Below are 23,969 nucleotides of genomic sequence, written 5' to 3'. Positions count from 1 at the left end.
GGGTCACAGGTACTGACCCGTGTTGGCTGTGGTCTCGATGGACTTGCCCGGTTCCTGCCCGGCCTTGCCTTGGACGATGGTGCGGATGTACGTGATCCGCTCGCCCTTCTTACCGGATATCCGGGCCCAATCGTCAGGGTTGGTGGTGTTCGGCATGTCCTCATGCTCCCGGAATTCGTCCACCACGGCCCGCAGAAGGTGATCGATCCGAAGGCCCTTTTGGTTGTTGGTCAGGAGGTCCTTGATGGCATATTTCTTGGCGCGGTCCACCACGTTCTGGACCACGGCCCCGGAGTTGAAGTCCTTGAAGTAGAGCATTTCTGTATCGCCGTTGGCGTATGTCACCTCCAAGTACTCGTTTGATTTCTCTGTCGAGTACATTGCTTCAACCGTGCGTTGGATCATGGCATCCACCGTCGCCTGTGGATCGCCTCCATGCTCGGCCAGGTCTTGGGTGTGGAAGGGAAGGTCGGTGGTGATGTACTTGGCGAAGATGTCGGCCGCCGCCTCGGCATCGGGACGCTGGATCTTGACTTTGACGTCCAGACGGCCGGGCCGCAGGATCGCGGGGTCGATCATGTCCTCGCGGTTGGATGCGCCAATGACAATGACGTTGTCCAGCCGCTCAACCCCATCAATTTCGCTGAGCAATTGGGGAACGATGGTGGTTTCGACGTCGGACGAAACCCCGGTCCCGCGGGTACGGAACAGCGAGTCCATCTCATCGAAGAACACCACCACGGGGCTGCCGTCTGAGGCTTTCTCGCGGGCGCGGGAGAAGATCAGCCTGATGTGCCGTTCGGTTTCGCCCACGTACTTGTCCAGGAGCTCGGGACCTTTGATGTTCAGGAAGTAGCTCTTGAGGTCCGTGTTCCCGGCGCGCTCAGCGGCGCGGGCAGCCAAGGAGTTGGCAACTGCCTTCGCGATGAGGGTCTTCCCGCACCCTGGAGGGCCGTAAAGGAGGATGCCCTTGGGGGCTTTGAGGCCGTGTTCGCGGTACAGGTCCGGGTGGAGGAAGGGCAGTTCGACGGCGTCGCGGATTTGCTCGATCTGGGGCCCCAACCCGCCGATGTCCTCATAGGTGATGTCCGGGACTTCCTCGAGGACGAGGTTCTCCACTTCTGCGCGCGGGACTTTCTCCAGGGCGTAGCCCGTCCGCGCATCGAGGGACAAAGCGTCCCCGACCTTCAAATGGGTGCCTTGCAGGGCTCCGGAGAGCCTGACAACCCGCTCCTCGTCGGCGCGGCCAACCACCAAGGCGCGGTCCTTGCCCAGCAACTCCTTGAGGGTGACCAGTTCACCGGCACGTTCGTAACCGAGGCCCGCAACGATCAGGAGTGCCTCGTTCAACAGCACTTCCTGTCCAACGGCAAGCTGGTTGAGATTGACCAATGGGCTCACCCCGACCCGCATCTTCCGGCCGGCGTTGAAGATGTCCACTGATTCCTCGGTGGCGGCTTGGCCTGAGCTGCCGGCAGCGGGCTGGCGGCGCGGGTTCACTTGGAGCACGGTTCCGAAGCTGTAGGGCGGCTGCCCCTCCTGCTCCAGCGCACCTTTCAGCCGGAGAATCTCGGCCTTGGCTGCCTCCAGCATGGTGACGAGTTTGCCGTTGTTCTGGGTGGCGGCCGCCAGTTGGCGGTCGATGTGGCGGAGCTTGTCCCGGAGGATGTTGATCTGCCGCTCGGCAACGGTGAGTTCGCTGGAGCTCGACGCCGGTTGAACTGCGGCGAGTCTCCGCCTCGCTGCCTCGTCGGATGCAGCGTTTGGTTCTTCCGGCGTCGGCCGTCCAAGGTCGTTGTTAGGCGTATCCACGATCATCAACCCCTTCCTGAGCTTTAACAAGACCTTAGTCCGGAAAAGTCCTAGGGGGTCGGAGACATCCGCAATGCGGACTCTATTGTGACCTTGGTCAGTTTGTGACTGTCGGGTCGTCCTGGACGTTGGTTCCGGCGATGGCGTCACGGGCGGCCCGGCGGAGCTTCTTGTCAGAAACTGCCCGTTCGCCTACTGCCGCCGGTGTCCACGCGTTGAGGTCTTCCTCGCTGAACTCCGTCTTGGATGGGCGGCGCTTGACGGAAATTCCCGTGACTCCATCTGCGAGACGGCGCGTCACCAGGAGGAATCCGGTGTGCGCCACCATGCGGTGGTCGGGACGGACGGCAAGGCCTTCCAAGTGCCATCCGCGGACCATGGATTCCCAAGCGTCGGGCTCCGTGAAGCGCCCGTCGGCACGGATGGCCTCAGCGGTCCTCGAGAGCTGCGTCACGGTGGCCACGTAGTTGATCCAGACCCCACCGGGCGCAAGGACTGTGGCGACGGCGTCCAGGCATTCCCAGGGAGCCAGCATGTCCAGCACCACACGGTCGACGGAACCGGGAGCTTCGGCCCTGACAACTTCCTCCTGGAAGTCGCCGATCGAGATCTGCCACGCAGGGTGCGGGCCACCAAAAATAGTTTCAACGTTCCCGCGTGCGATGTCCGCAAATTCTTCGCGACGTTCAAACGAGTGGAGGTAGCCGCCGTCGCCCACTGCACGCAGCAGCGAAATCGATAGGGCCCCCGAGCCCACGCCCGCCTCGACGACGCGGGCACCGGGGAAGATATCCGCCATGGTCACGATCTGGCCGGCATCCTTCGGGTACACCACCGCTGCGCCGCGTGGCATGGAAAGCACGAAGTCCGAAAGCAGCGGCCGCAGGGTCTGGTATTGCTGCCCGACGTTGTTACTGACCACCGAGCCGTCCACTTTACCGATGATCTCATCATGGTTGAGGAAGCCGCGGTGCGTATGGAATGCTCCGCCGACTTCCAACGTGATGGTGTTCATGCGTCCCCGCTCGTCAGTGAGCTGGACCCGCTCCCCCACGCGGAAAGGGCCGCGGCGACGTGCGGCACCTGTCGGCTGCGCGGCCTGGGCAGCGCTTGACGCGTTTGGCTTTTCAGGGCCGGCGCTTGCTTCGAGGGCGGCGGTTTCGCTGCTCATGTGGTGTTCCTCGCTCTTGTTACGGCTGGGTCGCGCTGTGTCGCACCGGACGGGCGCCAAAGAATGGTGGTCGGATCGGCTGGACGGCCGGCAAGTAACTCTACCGGGCCAAGGTCAGGCCCGCCCGCTTCCGCGGGCTTCCTTGCCTGTAATGGCTGTCACGACAGTCTGTTGCCGGAGTAAGCCAGTGACAAGTCCATTCTGGTCCACCACAGCGTATTCGGCCCCTTCGAGGCGAGCCAAGTACTGGATCAATTCCTGCCCCTTGGACCACTCAGGAACGTAAGCCCCAGCGGCCAGGGCGTGCGCCACCGCCGCGACCGGCGTCGTGCTGGCAGCATAAGGCGGAACTGCTGCAATTGCATCCGGGTCCACCACGCCCTGCGGTTTGCCGTCAGGAGCGCACATCACTACCACCGGGTGCCCGGCGGGGGAAATGGCCAGGACATCCGCTACAGACGCTGACCCCGGGATACCCACGGCGGGCTCGGCCAAACCTGCGGCACTGACCAGGAAGAGGCGGCTGCGAAGTTTAGCGGCCTGGATGGAACCGGACGCCCCCATCCAGAGGAAACCGCACACGAGGGCGGTGATCAAGACCAAGTTCAGGTCCAACGGCGAGCGACTCAGCAAGGGAAGGCCAACGAACCATACAGCGAGTGCGACGGCGATGATGCGGCCAGCCCAGCCCGCGGCGATGGTGCCCTTATCCTGGCTTCCGGTGGCCTTCCAAACAGCTGACTCGACCAAGCGGCCGCCGTCCAGGGGCAAGCCCGGCAACACGTTGAACAGGCCGATCAGAAGATTGGCCCACATCAATATGTTCGCCAACGTTTCCGCTACGCCGCTGAGCAAGCCTGCCGAGATGACACCCCACACGACACCCGCCAAGACAAAATTGGACGCCGGTCCAGCCAAGGCCACAATGACCGACCGCCCTGGCGAGGCCGTGAAGTTCTCAAATTGCGTATGGCCGCCCCACAGGTTTAGCACAATCTTCTCGGTGGGCCAGTTGAACGACTTGGCGCTGAGGGCGTGGGCAAGCTCATGCACCAGTACAGAGATAGCCAGCAGGACCGCATAACCTAACGCCACTAAATAGGCAGCGATGCCCAGATGGGGTGTCCGAGCCAAGAGGGCCGGCCCATAGACGATCACGGTAAACGCGGCAATGACGAACCATGAGTAGGCCAGGTAGACCGGAATTCCAGCTACCCTTCCGAGGCGAATGCCGTCCTTCTTCGCGGCTGCGGCGTGGTGGGGCGCGGAGTTGCTCATTTAGTTGGACCCTTCAAGGAGCGCGTCCTCAGGTGCGAACCACCGTGACCGCGATCCGCCGAAACGATCTGCCACTAAGGCGCTGATGTCCTCGCTGGTTCGTCCCACCAACGTTTCCCACTGGGTCATCCGAGGGTCCTCGGGAAGCGGGAGCTGGTGGGGTATTCCAACGGTGACAACTCCCGAAGCCATGGCGGCAGTGGCGCCCGGAACAGAGTCCTCCAACGCAACGCAGTGATCTACCGTGACAGCGGGATCCTCCAAGGCAAGCCGCTCAACAGCAGTGAGGTACGCTTCCGGATGCGGCTTTCCGTGGGTCACTGTGTCTCCCGTGACCATGAACTCAAAGTATGGCTTCGGCAAGCTGTCGACCACCACGCCGGCAAGGGGACCTTCGGACATGGTGACCAAGGCACACCGAACACCGGCGTCAAACAGGTCGTCAAGAAGCTCGCGGGCACCCGGACGCCATGGAACCTCGGTACGGATCGCACTGATGACTTGTTGGCTCAGGGTATCCACGATGTCACGGGCCTCAAGGTCCACCCCGGCTCGCTGCAGGACAGCGGCTGAGTGGAACAAGGATTGACCGACCAATTGCATAGCCTGCTCATGGGACCACGTGCCGCCGTGGGATTCCACCAGCGCACGCTCGGCGGCGATCCAGTACGGCTCGGTATCCACGAGCGTGCCATCCATATCCCAGAGCACGGCTTTGAGGAGGGGCTGTCCGGGTAACGAATGCATGGTTTCAAGTCTACGTGGAAGCTGGGGTGCGGCTTCGCGCGCATTGCGCTCTGCGCGAAGCGTGGACACGCTATGGGGTGAAATGCCATGCATCCCCAAGGGTCTTGGACGTAGGGTGAGTGGATGAACAGTGTGGACGGGACACCCGAAGGACAGGACATCACAGCGGAGCCCGAGCGTTTCCTCAAGGAACCCGCGGAGGGCCAGCGCGTCACCGTCATGATCGCCGCTTTTGAGGGCTGGAACGACGCCGGTGAGGCCGCCAGCGATGCCCTGCACTATCTGAACAAACTCTGGGCAGGCAAGAAAGTCGGCACCGTGGACGCCGAGGAATACTACGACTTCCAGTTCACCCGGCCCACCGTCCGCCGGACGTCGTCGGGTGCTCGCAAGGTCAAGTGGCCCTCCACCCGGATCTACAAGGCGCCGGTTCCGGACAGCAACGTTGACGTGGTGTTCGTCCTTGGGACGGAACCCTCCTACCGCTGGCGCGCCTACACCACGGAACTGCTTGTCCACGCTGAGGCGCTCAAGGTGGACTCTGTCATCCTGGTTGGCGCATTACTGGCCGACGTGCCCCACAGCCGCCCCATCCCGGTCAGCACAACCAGCGAGGACGGAGAATTGCGCGAACGCCTGAACCTCGAAGCTCCACAGTATGAAGGACCAGTGGGAATCGTGGGCGTGTTAGGTGAGTTCGCGCTGTTGGCGGGGCTGCCCACTGTCTCGCTGTGGGCTGCTGTTCCGCACTATGTGGCGCAGCCTCCCTCCCCCAAGGCCCAGCTCGCCATCCTGCACCGGATTGAAGACCTGCTTCAAGTGCCCGTGGACAGCCAAGCCCTTGCCGAAGAGTCCGAGGCATGGGAACGGGGTGTGGATGAACTCGCCACCGAGGACCCGGAGATCGCTGCCTACGTCAGGCAGTTGGAGGAAGCCAAAGACACCGCGGACCTCCCGGAAGCGTCCGGGGAGTCAATCGCCCGTGAGTTCGAACGGTACCTGAAGCGACGCGGAAAAGACCGCCCCTGAGCCGGTAACCGGCTTCAGAGCTCCACGCCAAGAAGGGCATTGACCGCATTCGCCATCAGTGTTCCTTCGGCGACGGGAATGTCGGCTTCGCCGCTCAACACGTTTTCGGCCCAACGGTCGACGGCGGCAATCGCTCCGGGTGCGTTGAGGTCCTCGGCCAGTTCCCGGCGCATGGCAGCGAGCAGCCCCAATGCGGATTCCGGTTCAGCCGCCGATCCAGCGACAGATTCAGCACCCGGTGCCACCTTCACCGTGGCGCGGCTGCGAGCCCGGCGCCAGCGCTCCAGGCGTTCTTTCGCCGCCGTAAACGTCTCGTCGGTCCACGACCAGTCTGAGCGGTAATGGTTGGCGAGAATGGCAAGGCGGATAGCCGCCGGATCCTCGCCGGCCGCCCGGAGTTTGGAGACAAGGACCAGATTGCCCTTGGACTTGCTCATCTTCTCGCCATCCAGGCCCACCATGCCGGCGTGCGCGTAGTGCTTGGCCAACGGGACGCCGGACAGCGAGTACGCATGCCCTGCGCCCATCTCGTGATGCGGGAAGATCAAATCGGAGCCGCCACCTTGCACCGTGAAGGGTGCGGGAAGGTATTTCCGGGCTATGACCGTGCACTCGATGTGCCAGCCGGGACGGCCGTCACCGAGCGTCGCTCCGGGCCAACTCGGTTCATCTTCGCGGGCTACCCGCCACAACAAGGGATCCAGGGCTTGGCGTTTGCCCGCCCTGGCGGGGTCGCCGCCACGTTCCGCGAACAGGGCAAGCATCTCCGCCTCGCCCAGTCCGGACACGTCGCCCAGAGTCCAGGCATCCGTGGCGTCAGAGCGCTTGCCAGCGGCTTCGACGTCGTAATAGACGTCGCCGTCCGGCTCGCCGTCGGAACCCTCCACCCGATATGCGAGGCCGTCAGCGATGAGCTGCTCGATGGCGGGAACGATGTCCGGGATGGCCTCGACTGCGCCAATGTAGTGGTCGGGGGCAATGACGTTCAAAGCGTCCATGTCAGTATGGAAGAGCTCGATTTGGCTGGCCGCGAGGTCGCGCCAATCCACTCCCGTCGCCGTGGCCCGCTCAAGCAAGGGATCGTCGACGTCGGTGACGTTTTGTACGTACGCCACGCAGGTCCCGGCGTCACGCCAGGCGCGGTTCAAGAGGTCGAACGCCACGTAGCTCGCAGCGTGCCCCATGTGCGTGGCGTCATAAGGAGTGATCCCACAGACGTACATAGACTGCTCAGGATGCTGGCCGATGTCCACCAAGCCACCCGCCGCCGTATCGAAAAGCCGTAGCGTGGGCATGCTGCCGGGCAGCTCAGGGACAGGGCGGGTACTCCACGATTTCACGACTCAACCTTAGTGCTAAGCGCTGATCACATTGAAACCGAGCAGGACATACAAGGCGAGCCCAAGGAAGATCCGGTACCAGACGAACGCGCGGTAGCTATGCGTGGAGACGTATTTCAGGAACCAGCCAATGATCACATAACCCACCGCGAAAGCGATGATGGTGGCCAAGGCTGTTTCGGGAAGACCAAAGGGGCCGGCCAGGCCACCCTTGGAAACCGACTTGTAGAGCTCATAGAGCCCACTGCCGAACACTGCGGGTATGGCCAGAAGGAAGGAATAGCGGGCTGCCGCCTCGCGGGTATAACCCATCAGGAGCCCCGCGGTAATCGTGCCGCCGGACCGGGAAACACCGGGAATCAAGGCCATGGCTTGGGCCAGGCCATACAGGATGCCGTGCTTGTATGTCAGGTCCGTCAGCTGCCTCTCCTGGCGGCCAATGGCATCAGCAACGGCGAGCACCATGCCGAACACGATGAGCATGGTGGCCACGATCCACATACTGCGCAGCACGGATTCGATCTGGTTCTGGAACAACAGCCCAAGGATGATGATGGGGAGGCTGCCGATGATGACCAGCCAACCCATTCTCGCGTCGGGATCGTTGCGGTCTACTTTCCCTCTCAAGGAGCCAAACCAAGCCCGGACGATCCTCACGATGTCGCGCCAGAAGTAAACAAGGACCGCGGTCTCCGTTCCCAGCTGCGTGATTGCGGTAAACGCTGCGCCAGGGTCGGCCGCATCCGGAAGGAAGGAACCCACGATCCGCAGGTGCGCGCTCGAGGAGATCGGAAGGAATTCGGTGAGGCCCTGCACCAGGCCAAGGAAGGCTGCTTCTATCCAGTTCACGTGAATAGACCCTACGTCATAAAGATGGCCTACTGCCCGTAAGCTTGCTGCTATGCAGCAGCGTTACGTCGGAAACAGCGGATTCCGTGTGTCTTCTTTGTCCCTTGGAACCATGTCTTGGGCCCAGGAGACTGATGAGCATGACGCCGCCGAGCTCCTGAACACTTTCGTTGCTGCCGGGGGCACCATGGTGGACACCGCAGCCTCCTACGCCCAAGGCCAAGCAGAAGCCATGCTCGGCTCGATGCTGGGAGACGTCGTGGCCCGCTCCGAACTGGTGATTTCGACGAAAGCCGGACTGACGACGTCGGACTCCCGGCGAAGCATCAACGCTTCCCGCGGCGCTATGCTGGCTACCCTGGACGCCAGCCTCGCCCGGCTGGGCACCGACTACATCGACATATGGTTTGCCCAAGACTGGGATCCGAACGTGCCCTTGGACGAGACGCTCTCAGCGATGGAGCTTGCCCAACGAACCGGCCGCGCCCGCTACGTGGGTATCTCCAACTACAACGGGTGGCAGACAGCCAAGGCGGCAGCGGTTGCAGGGTTCACCCTGGTGGCTAACCAATCCGAATATTCCCTGCTGCAGCGCAAAGCTGAGGACGAGCTTGTTCCCGCGGTGGAAGATGCCGGTTTGGGGCTGATGGCCTGGGCCCCCTTGGGCCGCGGGGTGCTGACCGGGAAGTACAGGGGCCAGATTCCCGCCGACTCCCGTGCCGCCGATGGCCGGTTGGCCGGTTACGTGGCTCCCTACCTTGAGCCGCAGGCTTCGCGCGTGGTCGAAGCGGTGGCGATGGCTGCGCGAGGCCTAGGCAGGTCTGCCATGGATGTGTCACTCAGCTGGCTTTTGTCGCGTCCGGGCGTCGCAACGGGAATCGTGGGCCCACGGAACGCCGTGCAGCTCAAGGAGCTCCTGGACTCACAGCTGACGGCGCTGCCCGCCGAGATCGCGCGCGCCTTGGAGGACGTCTCCGCGGCCTAGTCCCCCTCCGGCCACATCAGGCCCGGTCACGTTAGGCCCGGTCACGTTAGGCCCGGTCCAGAATGTCCATCAAGTAGCTGCCGTATCCGCTCTTGGCCAGCTTTCCCGCTTGTTCCCGTAATTCATCATCAGTCAAGTAGCCCATACGCCATGCCACTTCCTCGGGCGCACCGATTTTCAGGCCCTGCCGGTTTTCGGTGGTCCGGACGTAGTTGGATGCATCGTTGAGGTCACTGAAGGTACCGGTGTCCAGCCATGCAGTGCCTCTGGGAAATTTTTGGACGTGGAGCCGGCCCATGTCCATGTATTGCCGGTTGATGTCGGTGATCTCGAGTTCGCCACGAGGGGATGGCACCAGTTCCTTGGCCATGGCAACAACGTCGTTGTCGTAGAAGTAAAGGCCAGGGACGGCGTAGTTGCTTTTCGGGTTGGCGGGCTTCTCCTCGATGGAGACAGCCAGGCCGTCACCATCGAATTCGACGACGCCGTATGCGCTCGGATCCTTGACCCAATAGCCGAAGATGGCACCGCCGTCGACGTTGGCATACTGGCGCAACTGGTTTCCCATTCCGGGCCCGTTGAAAATGTTGTCCCCGAGGATCAGGGCTACGTTGCCGGCACCAATGTGCCGCTCCCCCAGGATGAACGCCTGGGCAAGTCCGTCCGGCGTCGGCTGTTCCGCGTAGGTGAGGTTGATTCCAAACTGGGATCCGTCACCCAAGAGCCGTTGGAACTGCGTGGCATCGGCAGGGGTGGTGATGACCAGGATGTCCCGGACCCCGGCAAGCATCAACGTACACAGCGGGTAGTAGATCATGGGCTTATCAAAGACGGGAACCAGTTGCTTGCTGATTCCCAACGTGATCGGGTGAAGGCGCGAACCCGTGCCGCCTGCCAGAACAATCCCTCGCAAATCTGCCGTCCTCATCCGTGCCCAGTCCAGCCGCGGACGGCTACTCTAGGGCCATGCAGAGAATCCTTGTCACCGGCGGGGCCGGATTCATTGGATGCAACTTTGTCCACTTCATCATGGAGCACACTCCACTCCATGTCACGGTCTTGGATAAATTGACTTATGCAGGCAACCTTCAATCGTTGTCGGAGGTGCCCTCGGGGCGCTTTGACTTCGTCAAAGGCGACATCTGTGATGCCCCGTTGGTGGAAGCCCTTGTGTCCCGGGCGGACGCCGTGGTGCACTTCGCTGCCGAGTCCCACAATGACAATTCACTGGCGGAGCCCCGGCCGTTCGTGGACACGAACCTCGTGGGTACCTTTACCCTGATCGAGGCTGCCCGAAAGTCCGGCACGCGGTTCCACCACGTCTCCACGGACGAGGTCTACGGCGACCTGGAGTTGGACGATCCACGGCGATTCACCGAGGAATCCGTATACCGCCCTACGAGCCCGTACTCGGCGACGAAGGCTGGCTCCGACATGCTGGTCCGGGCGTGGGTGAGGTCCTTCGGGCTGCAGGCGACCATCAGTAACTGCTCGAACAACTACGGCCGCTTCCAGCACGTGGAAAAGTTCATCCCCCGGCAGATCACCAATATCCTGGACGGTGCCCGGCCCCGGCTGTACGGAAGCGGCAGCAATGTCAGGGACTGGATCCATGTGGAGGACCACTCGTCCGCCGTCCTCATGATCCTCGAACGCGGCGATATCGGGGAAACATACTTGATCGGCGCCGATGGTGAACGCTCCAACCGCGAGGTAGTGGAGATGCTGTTGGCCCTCACAGGCCACTCCCCCGACGCTTACGATCTCGTCACCGACCGGCCGGGCCACGATCTGCGTTACGCCATAGATTCCAGCAAGCTCCGTGCGGAGTTGGGTTGGTCCCCTCAGTATTCGGACTTCGAAGCCGGGCTCCGGAGCACCGTGGAATGGTACCGGAACAACGAGCACTGGTGGCGTCCGCAAAAGAAGGCAACCGAGTCCAAATACGCCGGACAGGGACACTGACCGGTGGGAGAAGTTCAGCAAATACAGACCACCACGACGCCGATCCCAGGGCTCCTGCTGTTCAGCCTGCCCGTGCATGGGGACAACCGGGGATGGTTCAAAGAGAACTGGCACCGGCGCAAACTGATCGACGCCGGCATGCCGGACTTTGGTCCCGTGCAAAACAACATCTCCTTCAACGCCCAGAGGGGCACCACACGCGGCATCCACGCAGAGCCTTGGGATAAGTTCATCTCCCTTGCCTCGGGCCGTATTTTCGGGGCTTGGGTGGATCTGAGGGAGGGCCCCTCTTTCGGTACCTTGTTCACGGCCGAACTGTCTCCCCATGAGGCTGTCTTCGTTCCCCGCGGCGTCGGGAACGCGTTCCAAACCCTTCAGAGCGATACCGTGTACACGTACCTCGTCAACGACCATTGGAGCGCGGAGGCGCAGGCCAACTACACCTTCTTGAACCTGGCGGATGAGGACATCGCGGTGCCGTGGCCCATCAGCTTGGACGAGTGCATACTGTCCCCGCAGGACCGCACACATCCCCGCCTTGCCGACGTCGAGCCGATGCCGGGCCGGAGAATACTGGTGCTGGGCGCTGACGGCCAGCTGGGTGCCGCTTTGAGGCGCGCCTACCAGGGGCAGGGCACCGTGGACTTTTTGGGCCGAGGCGATTTCGACATCACCTCCGAGGAGTCCTACCAGGCCATGGACTGGCGAAAGTACTCCACGATCATCAACAGCGCAGCTTTCACGGCCGTTGACGCGGCAGAGACGGCGGAGGGCCGGGTTGCTGCCTGGGCCATCAACGCCAGTGCCGTTACCCGGTTGGCGCGGACCGCCGTCGAACATTCACTGACGCTAGTCCACATTTCCACCGACTACATTTTTGATGGCACCGCCGCGATTCACCGGGAAGTCGAGCCACCGAGCCCCTTGGGTGTGTACGGCCAAAGCAAAGCAGCCGGCGATGCCGCGGCAGCGACCGTGCCCCGGCATTACATCGTGCGCACCAGCTGGGTGGTCGGGCAGGGACGGAACTTCGTTCGGACCATGGCGGCGCTCGCTGACAAGGAAGTCCCCGCAAGGGTCGTGGACGACCAATGGGGACGGTTGAGCTTCGCCGATGACATCGCAGCCGGCATCCGCCACCTTCTGGAAAACAATGCCGCTCCGGGGACCTACAACGTTACCAACGACGGTGAACCGCAGTCCTGGGCGCAAGTGGCCAGGGAGGTCTATGCCCTGCGCGGCGCCACCCCCACCCTGGTCGCAGGCATCAGCACCGACGATTATGCGAAACAGGGAACCGCGCCCCGTCCGCGCAGCAGCGTACTGGATCTTTCCAAAATCCGGGCCGCTGGCTTTAACCCGCCTTCGGCGTCGGAGCGGTTGGCGGAGTACCTCGGTAAAGGCACATAACCCAAGATCCGGCTCTGGTGCGCGGCATGAATTCGGCCTAAAGTGGCCCTACGGCAGCCAGCAGTGGGCCGGGAGACATCTCAAGTAAACAAGTTGGTCTGGCGGGGTATCCCGCCCCCGCCGTCCAGGCAGTGCAGCGGCCTCGGACGGTGGATTACTTGAACATGCCCTGAGGACCCGAGGCTGGAGAGCCAAGAATGCTGCTACCTAAATTGATGCGCACCCCCCAGTTCATGGAGCAGCCATCGGAGGTGAACCTCGGCGGCGCTGCCGTGAAGCTCCTGGCGATGGACACAGCCGTCCACGAGATCACGAACAGGGCCGCCACCCCGGCTTCACGCCCGCTGGGTGTGTGTTCGGCCAACCTGGATCACATCCGTCACTTCGGTGCCGGAAGCAGATGGCTGGGAACGTTGGACGCCTCTGAACCGGTGGAGTGGTTGACGCTCATCGACGGCGCTCCGCTGGCGGCCCAGGCCCGTCGGCTCACTGGCCGGCAATGGCCCCGCTTGGCGGGAAGCGACCTCGTCGGACCCCTGCTGGACGAAGCCGCGATGCTCGGCCTGCGTGTCGGCTTCCTGGGTGGGTCCGCCTCCACCCACCAGCGGATCAAGAGCCAGTTTGCGGCGGAACGGCCAAACCTCCGGATTGCCGGATGGTGGTCCCCGGACCGGCCGGTCTTGGGGAACGAAAGCGCTTCCCGGCGCTTGGCGGCAGAGATAGCAGAGACCGCACCGGACATTTTGGTGGTGGGCCTGGGCAAGCCGCGGCAGGAACTGTGGATCTCTGAATACGGACACCTGACTGGAGCAAGGGTGTTGCTGGCCTTCGGCGCTGTGGTCGATTTCCTTGCCGGCCAGATCCGCCGCGCTCCGGCATGGATGAGTTCCAACAGCCTGGAATGGGCATGGCGTTTGATGCTCGAACCCCGCAGGCTTGCGCGGCGCTATTTGGTGGACGGCCCGGAGTCGTACGTGAAGCTGCGGCGCTCCAGCAGCGTGCCCACCCCTGATGCCGCGCATCAACGGAGTGCTGGTCACCCGGATGCTCCGCCCACGGTGTCCGCGCACGAGCAGTCCCAAGAACAGGAGCAGGCGGACCAGCCACGATCCGGGAGGCGTTTTGTCTCGCCGGCGGAGAAGGCCGACGTCGCCGTCGTGATTGTCACCTACAACAACGCGTCCGACGTCGGGCCCCTGGTTTTGAGCCTCCGCGAGGAAACTCGTGAGCAAAGCATCAAAGTCGTGGTCGCGGACAACTCCCCTGACAAGCGCACGCTCGATGAGCTGGCGAAGTACCCGGACGTTATTGCCGTAAGCACTGGTGGAAACCTCGGGTATGCCGGTGGTATCAACGTCGCGCTGAGCGCTGCCGGCGAGGCGGAGAGCTACCTCGTCCTCAATCCGGATCTTCGCGTTGAAGCCGGCGCGCTGCGGGCGATGCGCCGCCGGCTCGCCGAGGCCGGCGCCGGTGTGGTAGTGCCGGTCCTCCTCGATAACGATGGCAGCGTCTACCCATCACTGCGCCGGGAACCGAGTGTCCTGCGAGCGCTGGGGGACGCAGTGTGGGGTAGCCATTGGAAGGAACGCCCGGAGTGGCTGGCGGAGATGGACTGGGAACCGGAAAGTTATCTCCATGGCCATCGGGTGCAGTGGGCTACGGGGGCGGCGCTGCTGATCTCTGCTGAGGCGGCTGCTGCGGTGGGCGCGTGGGATGAGCGGTTCTTCCTCTATTCGGAGGAGACCGACTTTTGTCGCAGGGTGCGGGAGACGGGTTTTGGGATTTGGTTCGAGCCTGCGGCCCGGATGTGGCATGAACGTGGCGGGTCGGGCAGTTCACCGGGGTTGGTTGCGTTGATGGCGGTCAACCGGGTCAGGTACGCGGACAAGTACATGGGGCGTGGGCGTCGGCTGGCTTTTGGTGCTGCCGTCCTGGCCGCCGAGGTGGCACGGGTCGATAAGCCAGGGCATCGGGAGGCAGCCTTGGCCGTCATGAGTCGGAGGCGCCGGAGTGGTTTGCCGATGGCCACCGGGACGGGGGCATGACGATGGGTGGTGGCATGACGGTGGAGAGTTCTGTTCCGTCAGGGGCGATCATCATCCCTGCGCATAATGAGTCCGCTGTTATTGCCCGGACCTTGGATTCACTGGCTGAGGTGCTTGGTTGGGGAACGGTTGAGGTCATCGTGGCTTGTAACGGTTGCACGGATGGAACCGAGGTGATCGCTTCCCAGTATGCGGGGGTGCGCGTGCTGCAGGTTGGACAGGCGTCGAAGGCTGCGGCGCTGAATGCGGGCGATCAAGCGACCGGGCTGTGGCCGCGGCTTTACCTTGATGCTGATATCGAGGTCAGCGCGGGTGCCGTGCGTTCTGTTTTTGAGGCTTTGGAGCGCGGCGATGTTCTTGCTGCGCGCCCCGCTTTCAGGTACGACTACGCAGGTGCGTCGTTTCTTGTGCGGGCATACTATCGGGCACGCAGCCGGGTGCCGGGCAATGCGCGGGGCCTGTGGGGTTCGGGGGCCTATGCCTTGGGCGTTGCGGGGCATGAGCGTTTGGGGGCGTTTCCGCTGCTGACAGGGGACGATTACTACGTTGACCGGCTGTTTGGTCCCCGGGAGAAGGCTGTCCTTGATACGGAGCCTGTGGTTGTCCGGACTCCTCGGACGTCCGCAGCGTTGCTGGCTGTCCTGCGACGGACCTACCGCGGGAACGCCCAGCAGGACGCTGGCTTTGTGGGTGCTTCGGCCGCCCGCACCCTTTGGGAATTGTTGGCCTCCGTCCGGGGGCCGTTGTCCGCTGGAGATGCCGCCGTTTACGCGGTGTTCGCCGTGGCGGGCCGTCGTCGTTCGCTTAAGTCCCGGCGGCAGGTCTCTACCGAGGTGGTGTCCCCCGGGCTGGTACCCGTTTGGGAAAGGGATGAGAGCAGCCGGTAGTCAGAAGCCGCAGGCGCTGCTGCCCTGGATGCGGTAGAGGTGCACGGCGTTGCCGTCGGAGAATGTATCGGTGAACGTTCCATCCACTACCGGGATACTCCGGTTTTCATCGATGACGACGGCGGAGCTGCCGCCGCAGGCCAGGTGGATGGTTGCTGTGCCGCCGTCGCTTGTATTGGCCCCGGCGAAGACGTAGGCGGTGTGATCGAGAACTTTCGTCGTGGTGTCCACGGGTCCTGTGGTGACGGTGGCGCCGTCGAGGAAGGGGGCGTTGAGGACGGGAGCGAGGCCGGTGATTTGTTTGTTGAGGGAGGTCACTGTTTGCTGCACTTCTCCCGGGCAGTCACGCAAGACGTGTTGTGTGGCGCATTGGCCTCCGAAACTGTGGTTGAAGTAGATGATTCCCCGGGCGCCGTGGATGAGGCTGCTCCACACGGCGGCGCGCAGCTGTGGTCCTGTTATGGTCAGTGCTGCTGGGGCGTTGTCGAAGGGGTGGCCGGCTTCCACAAAGGCCCACACCGGAGTGGGGTTCCCGCTGTGGCTGAGTTTCCTGATGCGGTCCACTGTCCAGCCGTAGTTTGCTGCCAGCCGGCATTCCGCGGGGGTGAGGTCCCTGGCGTATTTCACCACGGCCCCTCCCTCTGTGCGGGAGCAGATGCCGGGATCGGTGAACCAGTACGTGTCGGCGGATACGAGGTCTTGGACGCCGTTGAAAAAGCCTTGGGCCTCGGCGTCGGATTCCCAGAAGGCCACGCCTTTGCCGTAGTTGGCGTAGAGCATGGTTCCGGGAGGTGCGGCCTTGTGCCGTTCGCTTTGGACTGTGTAGCCACACTGGGACGCTGCAGGGGTGCAGATGGGACCTTCCCCGGGGTAGTGTCCTGACCACGCGCCGCTTCCTGGGCCGGCCCACATGTCCACCTCGTCCGTCAGCAGGAATCCGTTGGCTGGGGGGTGTCCGTTCGCCGCGGGGGCTCCAATGCCGGGGATGGCATACATGCCGGAGTCGAGCGCCAACTGGATGTCGGAGTTGGCCGTGAGTGCAACGTAGGTGTTCAGGCCGGCTTGTTTGTCCTGGGCCACGTTTCCGGGATCCACCACGCTTTCGGACCACACTCCCAGTGGAAAGTATGACGGGTCTGTGGGAAGGCCGTGGGCGAAGCGGGCGTAGTAGTCGGGACCGCCGTCGACGGGGCGCAGCGCTACACCGGGCGTCGTTGTTGCGGTGGTGGCGGCTTGGCTGGAAGGGGTGGCCGCAGGCTGGTTCAGTGGAAGCACGGCACTGACTGCCGCTGTGGCCAGTAGGAGTCCCGCTCCTACCGTGGCGCCGGTCAGGAGGGTCTTCCGTTTCACGTCCTTCCCACGGGGCTCTTAATGCCCGGGTGCCCTTTCCCGTTCGATTCCGTGGTGGGGGCGTCCTCTTGCGGGTCCAGTGCTACCGGGAGCATTTCACTGACTTTTCGGGGTTTCTGGAGGACGCCCATGGGGATACTCCCCAGCTTTTCCAAGGGTATTTCGACGGCGTCCTTGTGGGACGGGGCGGCCTCGCCGTGGCTGGCATGGCGGCGTCCCCTCTTTGCCGCTGCATCCCCTGGGGTAGCGCCGGCCCCTGCGGACTTCATGCGTGCCGTCTCCAAGGCCCGCGCTGCCGAGACTGCCCCGAATGTGAGCACCAGGCCGCCGACAATCACCACGATCAAGGAACGGAGCCGGCTGGAGAATTGTTCTATGGCGTTGTCCGGCGGGGTGACCACTACGGTGGTGAACAGGAACCGGTCGGCGGCGCCGTTGACGGTCTGAATCTGTTTGAGGTCCTGTTGCATCTTGGCGCCCAATGCTTGAACGGTTGCTGTGGCTACCTCTTTCTTGGGCGACACGGCTGAGATATCCAGAAGAAAGGAGTTGGGGGAACGTTCCACAGTGTAGTCAGTGCTCAAGGACTGCTTGCTTAACGCGCTCCCCACGGAGTCTGCCTTTAGCCGGGTTGCTTCCACTTGGGCGATCAGGGAGGAATCCGAGGCCCGCAAGTAGGGATTGTCCGAGTTGAGATCCTGCAACGACGGGTTTCGCTCGAGTTCGCTGGCAGTAGGAACCTTGGGGTTGACGATCGCGTACGTAGCTTGTGCTTGATAGGACCTCGGTGCGAAGGCATACACATACACGGCCGCGAAGGCGGTCAGGAGCAGCGCTGGTATGACCACAAATTTGTGGTGCCACAGTGCTTTGATGACAGCTAGCGGGTCCATGGGATTCCCTCGTTTCCTGAATTGGCTCGGCTTCTTGGGCTTGCACGGTGGGCTGGGTCGGGAATCATGGGCCTTGGCCTGAATCTTTGCCGGGGCGGTCTGTCGCTGACGCCCCTGTCAGGACCTGGGGCCCTTAGATTGGCTTCGCGCCGGACCATGTTCCACACTGCCCCGGACAGGCCGACGACGACCGGATAGGCCAGCGCGAAGACCGGGAAGGACATGGAGTCGAAAGTCAGCGAGCAGCCTGCCGCCACCGCCCCGGAGGCCGCCAAAGCCCCGGCGAGTGCGCGCAGCGCCGGTATACGGGAAGCGCGGGCTGCGATGAAGGCTGAGCAGGCCGGCAGGACAAGATAGGCGACCATGCCGAAGAAACCCACCAGCCCCAAGGTGACAAGGGAATTGAGGTATTGGTTGTCCAGGATCTGGAGTGCGTCTGTGGGCCGGTAGTTGCCGGGGCCCAGGCCCAGGAACGGCAGTTCACCAAAGAGCTTGGCAACCCGCGGGTAGTTGTTGGTCCGCGTGGAGACTGACAGGTCGCTGCTTCCGGCGGTGAACTGTGAGGTGAGCGTACCGACCAAGCCGGGTACCGCCACGAAGAGGGCGGCAAGCGCGGCCGGCGCCATCACCAGGGCCCACCGGCGCGCCATTGTTGGCAGGAAAGGGATGAGCACGATCATGCTGATGGTGAGTCCCAAGACCCCTGATCGGGACACCGTGGAGGCGATGGCAAACACCAGCAAGGCGGTGACTGCCCAGTGCAGCCACTTCCGCCCTGTGGAATCGTAGATCGCGCGCCAGATGGACAGCGGCAGCATCATGGAGCAGACCACGGCCAGTTCGATGGAATGGAAGGTGCTTCCGGCCACGCGGGTCAGGAGTCCACGCACTTGGAAGACTGTGTTGCCGCCGTTGTCCGTGAATCCCACCATGACGTCCTGGATCCACACCATGGGGTTGATCCGGAGCACGAATTGGACCACTGCTACGAGGCAGCAGAACAGGGCCCCTGCCAAGAGCGCCCGGACCAGCATGAGTGCATCGTTCACGGTCCGTACCGCCTCGCTGACTGCAAGGACGATGCCTGCGCTGGCGAGGATGAGGATGAGCCAGCGGTCAGCGGACGCTTGGGAAGCGATGCTGGTGTTGCCTGTTAGCCCTGAGAACATTGCGACGTAGGAGGCACAGGTTCCCAGCCACAGCAGGCCGATTCCCAAGCGTCCCGGGTTCCTGGCCCTGAAGGGGTTTTGGAGCCCAAAGAACGACGAGCAAAGCCACACCAGCAACAGCAGCAGGGCCAGCATCAGTGGCACGGTCCCGACAGCTCCCAGGGGTTTCAGCACCATGTTGGACGGGAAAAAGAAGATGCTGAACGCGGAAACCCGGAGCAGGAAACTGACGGTGGCGTGCTTCCCCGGGTGGACTTCAAGGTCCGTGAGGCCCACGTCCAGCACCGGTTTGGGAAGCAGCGGCTTGGCCTTCAGGAAGCTCATGCCGGCCCCTCCCCCACGAGAGATTCCTGCACCAGGTTGCCGAACGCTTCCGCCGTCACCGACCAGTCCAGTCGCTGGCCGCTGCCGATCCGCGCCGCGCGTTCCTGGATATTCGGGCTGCGCACTACCTCGGCGAGCGCGGTCGCGAGCCTGTCCGGCCTGGACGGTGCCCATACGGCGTCTGGGTCTGTGAGGAGGCCGGAGGCGAAGGGTGCCTGGTTGAGGACCGGCACGTTGCCTGCGGCCAACAGTTCGCCGGGAACAAGGGAGATGTTGGTAAAGGAGATGGCCAGGCCGGCAATGGTGCGGTTGTAGAGGATGTTCAAATCGCGCGGAGGGAGGTTTCCGTGGTTGGTGACCGGAATTTTCCATCTACTGACGATGTCGCCGTATACGTGGATCTCTTGGTCCGGACACAGCTGGTGGAATCTTTCCAGGGCAAGTTTTGCGAGCAGGTAGCCGCGCCGGTCCACGTTCCTCTTGGCGTAGTAGACCACGCCCGTCCGCTGCCAGGCGCCCGTGGTTGGGAGCAAGCGGTAGGTGGTGGTGTCGCATCCGTAGGGCACCACGGCGTCGGGGGGTGTTCCGAGTTCGGCTTTCATGACTTCAGCGATCATGTCGCCAAGAGCGACCGTCGTGTACCCGAAGCGGTAGCTGTCCTCGGCAAGGGCGTACAGGATCCCGCGCGGATGGAAGTACGGTTCGTAGTCTTGGATGAAGTAGAAGACGCGCAGCTGGCGGGGTGCGCGGGCGGCGATCACATGCGCTGAGGACCATGAGCTCGCAACCAGGGCGTCCATTCCAGCCATTCCATCAGTGGCGCTGCGCACCTCGGCGCTGATGGGCCAATGCCGGCGGATGACGGGTTCATGCCGGGAGACGTCATCGGAGCTGCGGTCATAGAGGAACAGTGTGCACCGGTGTCCGCGCTCTTCCATGGCCCGGACCATCCGGAACAGGGTGGTGTGGCCGCCGGAGCCCGGCCCGGGCGGGGTGCAAACCCAGCCGATGCTCAATGGTGCTGGCTTCCGGGGGGACGTGAAGGCGGGGCGTTGAACAGCGGGGCGTTGAACAGCGGGGTCGGAAGGGTCGGCGATGTCTTCTGGGCGCAGTGGAAGTCCCGGTTCGGCCAAGCCCCACCTCTCCTGCAGGAATGTAGCCGCCTTTGCCGTTCCATGCCGCGCCACCTGGCCCCAGCCGTCCTGCCGAAGCCGTAGGGCGAGGTGCCGGAGCTGTACCCGGGACATGGTCATTGGTCCTCCCTCCATAACGGGGTGGGGAGGGCCGCGGTGAAGTCCCTGATAGCGTTGCGCCGGGTTTCCAACGCGATGCCGGACTTAGCAGAGAGCATTACCGCCATCTTGTCCGGCGGTGCAGATGCCAGCAGGTGGTCTATTTCTGTCCGGGTCAGGGGGAATTCCGCCGAGTACACGATCCCTTGCATCTCGGTAACACTGGCATCTGTTCCGCCGAGTACCTTGTCAACGTAAATGCCGTACAGCATCATTTCCGAGAAGTGCAGTTGGGATCCGACGGCGGTGGCCCACGCTGTGCCCGTGGCACGTTCAACATGCCGCAACAGGGAACGCACCACGCGCGGTTCCCACAGGCATGGCCAGCAGATGTAATCGGTCAGGTCCCCCTCCGGGGTTGCGGCCGCGCCGAGGAGCTTGCGGGCTGAGTCATGCCACAACCTGTGACCGGGAAGGGTGCTGTCCACGCCGGATGGCTTCCGGTACATAGCGATGTGCCCGCCCACGCGGAACGTGTCCAAGGTGGTAGGCCTGATCAGGACACTGTCCGAGTCCAAGAGCAAAACGCCTTGCACGTCCAGCTGCTCCACGACTGCCAATTTGATGATTTGCTGGGCGATCCATCCGCGGATAGGCGGCCACGGGTGCTTGGTGTTGACCCACAGGTTCAACCGTGGGGGCTTCAGGAACGTGCGGGGAAGGTATTCACGGACGTCATGAATCCGCGTCCGCTCAGAGGCCAGCTGCCCAAAGGCATTGAGGTCCTTGCCCGGCACGATGATGTGATGGACGACGTCGGGTTCGGTCATCTCCATGACGGAGCGGTTCAGGTCCGTGCACAGCTCGAGGTCGGGCAGATAGCTGGGCGTGACCACGGCCAGTTCCACGTTGGGAGTGCTCATACCGCCACGCCTCCTTCCGCTTCCGGCTGCGGAACCCCTTTGGCGCCGTCGTCGTCGTTCTTGAACAAAACCCGAATGTCCGCAACCAGCCGCCGGCCCTGACGGAACACGAGCAGCGTGTACACCGAGACACCGACCAGGCCACCCGTTGCCAGCGAAAGGGCCGGGGCAGTCACCATCGAACCTGCCGCCCATGCGGCCACCCCTGCCACCATGGCAGCGAGCAGGGACGGGAGGCTGCCGCCCAGCAGTTCCCGTGCCGCGGTTCCCAGTACCGAGGTCAAGGCCTTGACGTACAGCGGGATGACCACCAGACAGGCGACCGTGGCATGGGCAATCCCGGCCCCGGCGATCCCCCACCAGGAGATTCCCCCATAGAGCGCAGGCACTAATGCGATGAGCCAGGCCACTTGCACCCAAAAGAGCCACACCGTTTTCCCGGCCCCGACGCTGAGGTCGGCGAAGAGTTCCACGAGGATACGCATGGCTCCGAACACTCCCAGCGTTGCCAAGGCGATCCCGGCCTGAGCCCAAGGGGCGCCGTATGCAGTAACGATCAGTGGATGCGCCAAGGCGATGAGCATTGCCGAGATCGGGAAAGCGCAAAACGAAACGCCTGCCACGAACCGGCCAGCCAGCGCTCCCAACGTTCCCTCAGCAAAGAGACGGCCAAATGTGGGCACAGCCGTGGCACGGATGACGGCGGTTATCACCGAGCTCGGCAAACCTGCCAGGTTGAACGCCAACAAGTACAGCCCCAACGCCGTCGGATCCAGCATCCTGCCGATCATCAGGTAATCGAGGTTGAGCGTCACGAACACTACGAGGTTCGCCAGGGCAAGCGGTGCACCGAGCCGGAGGACTTCCTTGGCCACGTCCCGGTCGAAACCGGGTGCATACCTTATGGGGCTGATGATCCAATACCCCGCCAACGCGAGCAATTGGCCGCCAACCCTGGACCAGGCCAACGCCATGGCGCCCCAACCGCCCAAGGCCATGGGAACCACCAGGACCAGAACCATCACGGCGCTGGAGACGTCGACGACGACCCTCGGCTTTTGCAGGAAATCCCGCCACACCATGGTGGAAGGAACAGCAGCGATACCTTGCAGCAGGATAGTCAGGGAGAGCACCTGAATCACCGGGGTAGCTGCCGGATCCTCGAAGACCGCAGCCAGCACAGGAGCCAAGGCCACCGCAGCTGCTGTCATGATACCGCTGGTCACCAGGGCAATGGTGAACACTGTCGGGCCAATTCTGTCCGGATCCCCGCTACCGCGGGCCAACGAAGCTGTGGCACCCAACTCGGCCATGTTCGTTGCGATCGTCTGGACCACCAAGGCCACCGCGAGCGCACCGAAGTGCTCCGGTGCAAGGAGACGGGCAACGATGATGGTGGTACTGAACTGCACCACCCTACCCAGCGCCATGTTCACCCCACCCCACACAGTGGCGCTCGCAGCACGGCTGCCCAAGGTGCGCTGGTGCCCCTTGGTTCGCTGGTGCCCCTTGGTGGTGCTCACGAGATTCCCGTCATCGACCAGATGCGCCAGCGCAGGCGGTCCAGCTGCTTGCGCGCATAAGCCGTGTGCGGATCGCGCCGGCCACGGACTATGGCCGCCTGCAAGGTGTTGGCTCGGTGGACATTGCCCGGGACCTGTTGCAGCCCCTCAATAAACTTCCGCAGTTCGACGGCGGCCAGCGAACCGCCGTCGGCGACCTCCCGGAACCCCAAAGTGGAGGCTTCCTTGCTCAGTGCCCGCTCCACGCGTCGCAACTGCCGGGCCCGGAACTCCGCGGACACGCCCAAGCGTGGGTCTTCCAGGACTCGGAAGGCATCCAACCTGTGCCTGAGGTCCACGGCGGCGGCCGCGTACTCCGTTTGGTGCATGTTGGCTCCGTGAACCCGGTAGTAGGCCTGAACAGGTCCGTTGATGCGGCCTACATCCCAGGCAGCTGCAGCACGCAACCAGTACTCGAGGTCTCCCGAGTGCGGCAGCGCCTTGTTATATGCCCCGATGCCCACCATGGCCTCGGTCCGCATCACCACTTCCGGCGACAAGATGAAGTTGTGTCCCCTGGTGCAGGCCAGGGAGATCCATTGCTTGCCCTGCCACACTGTCCAGGTGCTGCGCCCTTCCGCTGCGACGGGAGGTGGCTGGTCGGTGAAGTCCCGGGGAAGCCCGTAGACCATCCCCACTCGCGGATTCGCCTCCATCAGGGCGGCAGCCCGGGCCAAGGCTCCGGGCGCGATCAGGTCATCGGCGGACAACAAGGTGACGTAGCGCTGTGCCGCGCGTGAGAGCCCATCGTTATACGTGGAGATGTGCCCCTGGTTGTCCTCGTGGATCACCACTGAAATCCGTGCATCCGCGGAAGCCAGTCGGTGGGCAACCGCGGCGGTGTCATCGGTGGAGGCGTCGTCGACGATGATGACTTCGACATCGACACCGTCCTGGGACAGGGCACTGTGGACGGCGTCCGGCAGGTAGCGGCCGTAGTTGTAGCAAGGTACCACCACCGAAACGCCGGGTCGGTCGATCAAGGGGCGTGGCCGCAT

The 23,969-nt window shown here is 63.3% G+C and carries 20 protein-coding genes; 6 read left to right on the top strand and 14 right to left on the bottom strand.

Translation table 11 applies throughout. From position 1 onward, the window contains the following. Positions 1-3: 3 nt before the first annotated feature. The 4 genes from arc to SB659_RS06470 all read right to left on the bottom strand — a co-directional run bounded on the left by arc (position 4) and on the right by SB659_RS06470 (position 5,101). Positions 4-1,812: a proteasome ATPase gene (gene arc / locus SB659_RS06485; protein WP_284974653.1), complete on the bottom strand. Its 1,809-nt coding sequence runs from the start codon at positions 1,810-1,812 to the stop codon at positions 4-6. Between the two features lie 97 nt (positions 1,813-1,909). After that, positions 1,910-2,983: a tRNA (adenine-N1)-methyltransferase gene (locus SB659_RS06480; protein ID WP_410549844.1), complete on the bottom strand. Its 1,074-nt coding sequence runs from the start codon at positions 2,981-2,983 to the stop codon at positions 1,910-1,912. A 114-nt stretch (positions 2,984-3,097) separates the two neighbouring features. Continuing rightward, positions 3,098-4,261 carry a site-2 protease family protein gene (locus tag SB659_RS06475; RefSeq protein WP_410549843.1) on the bottom strand — a complete coding sequence of 388 codons (1,164 nt, stop codon included), beginning with the start codon at positions 4,259-4,261 and terminating at the stop codon, positions 3,098-3,100. Continuing rightward, positions 4,262-5,101, bottom strand: coding sequence for an HAD family hydrolase (locus tag SB659_RS06470; RefSeq protein ID WP_410549842.1), 840 nt, complete (start codon positions 5,099-5,101; stop codon positions 4,262-4,264). A gap of 30 nt (positions 5,102-5,131) precedes the next feature. Here SB659_RS06470 and SB659_RS06465 point away from each other — a divergent pair, with 30 nt between their 5' ends. Beyond that, entirely contained in the window at positions 5,132-6,037 is a 906-nt protein-coding gene (locus SB659_RS06465) for a PAC2 family protein (protein WP_410549841.1), read from the top strand. Between the two features lie 14 nt (positions 6,038-6,051). On the opposite strand, the gene mshC is transcribed toward SB659_RS06465, so the two are convergent. Next, positions 6,052-7,377: a cysteine--1-D-myo-inosityl 2-amino-2-deoxy-alpha-D-glucopyranoside ligase gene (mshC, locus tag SB659_RS06460; RefSeq protein ID WP_410549840.1), complete on the bottom strand. Its 1,326-nt coding sequence runs from the start codon at positions 7,375-7,377 to the stop codon at positions 6,052-6,054. A 15-nt stretch (positions 7,378-7,392) separates the two neighbouring features. Beyond that, positions 7,393-8,226 carry an undecaprenyl-diphosphate phosphatase gene (locus tag SB659_RS06455; protein ID WP_410549839.1) on the bottom strand — a complete coding sequence of 278 codons (834 nt, stop codon included), beginning with the start codon at positions 8,224-8,226 and terminating at the stop codon, positions 7,393-7,395. A 52-nt stretch (positions 8,227-8,278) separates the two neighbouring features. Here SB659_RS06455 and SB659_RS06450 point away from each other — a divergent pair, with 52 nt between their 5' ends. After that, positions 8,279-9,211 carry an aldo/keto reductase gene (locus tag SB659_RS06450; RefSeq protein ID WP_410549838.1) on the top strand — a complete coding sequence of 311 codons (933 nt, stop codon included), beginning with the start codon at positions 8,279-8,281 and terminating at the stop codon, positions 9,209-9,211. A 46-nt stretch (positions 9,212-9,257) separates the two neighbouring features. Here SB659_RS06450 and rfbA read toward each other — a convergent pair whose 3' ends face one another. Further along, positions 9,258-10,124, bottom strand: a complete 867-nt coding sequence (rfbA, locus tag SB659_RS06445) for a glucose-1-phosphate thymidylyltransferase RfbA (RefSeq protein ID WP_284978322.1) — start codon at positions 10,122-10,124, stop codon at positions 9,258-9,260. Between the two features lie 53 nt (positions 10,125-10,177). On the opposite strand from rfbA, the gene rfbB reads away from it, so the two are divergent. From rfbB to SB659_RS06425, 4 genes are all read left to right on the top strand, one after another. Next, positions 10,178-11,176, top strand: a complete 999-nt coding sequence (rfbB, locus tag SB659_RS06440) for a dTDP-glucose 4,6-dehydratase (RefSeq protein ID WP_284978323.1) — start codon at positions 10,178-10,180, stop codon at positions 11,174-11,176. A 3-nt stretch (positions 11,177-11,179) separates the two neighbouring features. After that, entirely contained in the window at positions 11,180-12,586 is a 1,407-nt protein-coding gene (locus tag SB659_RS06435; RefSeq protein WP_410549837.1) for a sugar nucleotide-binding protein, read from the top strand. A gap of 215 nt (positions 12,587-12,801) precedes the next feature. Beyond that, positions 12,802-14,631 carry a WecB/TagA/CpsF family glycosyltransferase gene (locus tag SB659_RS06430; RefSeq protein WP_410549836.1) on the top strand — a complete coding sequence of 610 codons (1,830 nt, stop codon included), beginning with the start codon at positions 12,802-12,804 and terminating at the stop codon, positions 14,629-14,631. Continuing rightward, entirely contained in the window at positions 14,628-15,518 is an 891-nt protein-coding gene (locus SB659_RS06425) for a glycosyltransferase family 2 protein (RefSeq protein WP_410549835.1), read from the top strand. Before SB659_RS06430 ends, SB659_RS06425 begins: the two co-directional genes overlap by 4 nt. On the opposite strand, the gene SB659_RS06420 is transcribed toward SB659_RS06425, so the two are convergent. The 7 genes from SB659_RS06420 to SB659_RS06390 are packed head-to-tail and all read right to left on the bottom strand — an operon-like array spanning position 15,519 to position 23,969. Beyond that, on the bottom strand, positions 15,519-16,868 hold the full coding sequence (locus tag SB659_RS06420) for a hypothetical protein (protein ID WP_410549834.1): 1,350 nt from the start codon (positions 16,866-16,868) through the stop codon (positions 15,519-15,521). Continuing rightward, entirely contained in the window at positions 16,865-17,761 is an 897-nt protein-coding gene (locus SB659_RS06415) for a chain-length determining protein (RefSeq protein ID WP_410549833.1), read from the bottom strand. Before SB659_RS06415 ends, SB659_RS06420 begins: the two co-directional genes overlap by 4 nt. Next, positions 17,749-19,254, bottom strand: coding sequence for an O-antigen ligase family protein (locus tag SB659_RS06410; RefSeq protein WP_284978329.1), 1,506 nt, complete (start codon positions 19,252-19,254; stop codon positions 17,749-17,751). The genes SB659_RS06415 and SB659_RS06410 overlap by 13 nt, the downstream gene beginning before the upstream one ends. Then, positions 19,251-20,507 (bottom strand): glycosyltransferase family 1 protein, encoded by a 1,257-nt coding sequence (locus tag SB659_RS06405; protein ID WP_410549832.1) that lies wholly within the window; start codon positions 20,505-20,507, stop codon positions 19,251-19,253. The genes SB659_RS06410 and SB659_RS06405 overlap by 4 nt, the downstream gene beginning before the upstream one ends. Continuing rightward, positions 20,504-21,409, bottom strand: a complete 906-nt coding sequence (locus SB659_RS06400) for a DUF6492 family protein (protein ID WP_410549831.1) — start codon at positions 21,407-21,409, stop codon at positions 20,504-20,506. Before SB659_RS06400 ends, SB659_RS06405 begins: the two co-directional genes overlap by 4 nt. After that, complete coding sequence (locus SB659_RS06395) at positions 21,406-22,932, bottom strand: oligosaccharide flippase family protein (protein WP_410549830.1); 1,527 nt, start codon at positions 22,930-22,932, stop codon at positions 21,406-21,408. Before SB659_RS06395 ends, SB659_RS06400 begins: the two co-directional genes overlap by 4 nt. Continuing rightward, positions 22,929-23,969: a glycosyltransferase family 2 protein gene (locus SB659_RS06390; RefSeq protein WP_410549872.1), complete on the bottom strand. Its 1,041-nt coding sequence runs from the start codon at positions 23,967-23,969 to the stop codon at positions 22,929-22,931. The genes SB659_RS06395 and SB659_RS06390 overlap by 4 nt, the downstream gene beginning before the upstream one ends.

This window comes from Arthrobacter sp. SIMBA_036 (assembly GCF_046535135.1).
Classification (GTDB): Bacteria; Actinomycetota; Actinomycetes; order Actinomycetales; family Micrococcaceae; genus Arthrobacter.
This window is presented reverse-complemented; position numbering and strand designations above follow the sequence as displayed.

Excerpts from the sequence above, each read along its gene's own strand:
- SB659_RS06480 (WP_410549844.1), bottom strand. The coding sequence starts at position 2,983 with ATGAGCAGCGAAACCGCCGCCCTCGAAGCAAGCGCCGGCCCTGAAAAG.
- SB659_RS06475 (WP_410549843.1), bottom strand. The coding sequence starts at position 4,261 with ATGAGCAACTCCGCGCCCCACCACGCCGCAGCCGCGAAGAAGGACGGC.
- SB659_RS06470 (WP_410549842.1), bottom strand. The coding sequence starts at position 5,101 with ATGCATGGCATTTCACCCCATAGCGTGTCCACGCTTCGCGCAGAGCGC.
- SB659_RS06465 (WP_410549841.1), top strand. The coding sequence starts at position 5,132 with ATGAACAGTGTGGACGGGACACCCGAAGGACAGGACATCACAGCGGAG.
- SB659_RS06450 (WP_410549838.1), top strand. The coding sequence starts at position 8,279 with ATGCAGCAGCGTTACGTCGGAAACAGCGGATTCCGTGTGTCTTCTTTG.
- rfbB (WP_284978323.1), top strand. The coding sequence starts at position 10,178 with ATGCAGAGAATCCTTGTCACCGGCGGGGCCGGATTCATTGGATGCAAC.
- SB659_RS06430 (WP_410549836.1), top strand. The coding sequence starts at position 12,802 with ATGCGCACCCCCCAGTTCATGGAGCAGCCATCGGAGGTGAACCTCGGC.
- SB659_RS06425 (WP_410549835.1), top strand. The coding sequence starts at position 14,628 with ATGACGATGGGTGGTGGCATGACGGTGGAGAGTTCTGTTCCGTCAGGG.
- SB659_RS06415 (WP_410549833.1), bottom strand. The coding sequence starts at position 17,761 with ATGGACCCGCTAGCTGTCATCAAAGCACTGTGGCACCACAAATTTGTG.
- SB659_RS06410 (WP_284978329.1), bottom strand. The coding sequence starts at position 19,254 with ATGAGCTTCCTGAAGGCCAAGCCGCTGCTTCCCAAACCGGTGCTGGAC.
- SB659_RS06405 (WP_410549832.1), bottom strand. The coding sequence starts at position 20,507 with ATGACCATGTCCCGGGTACAGCTCCGGCACCTCGCCCTACGGCTTCGG.
- SB659_RS06400 (WP_410549831.1), bottom strand. The coding sequence starts at position 21,409 with ATGAGCACTCCCAACGTGGAACTGGCCGTGGTCACGCCCAGCTATCTG.
- SB659_RS06390 (WP_410549872.1), bottom strand. The coding sequence starts at position 23,969 with ATGCGGCCACGCCCCTTGATCGACCGACCCGGCGTTTCGGTGGTGGTA.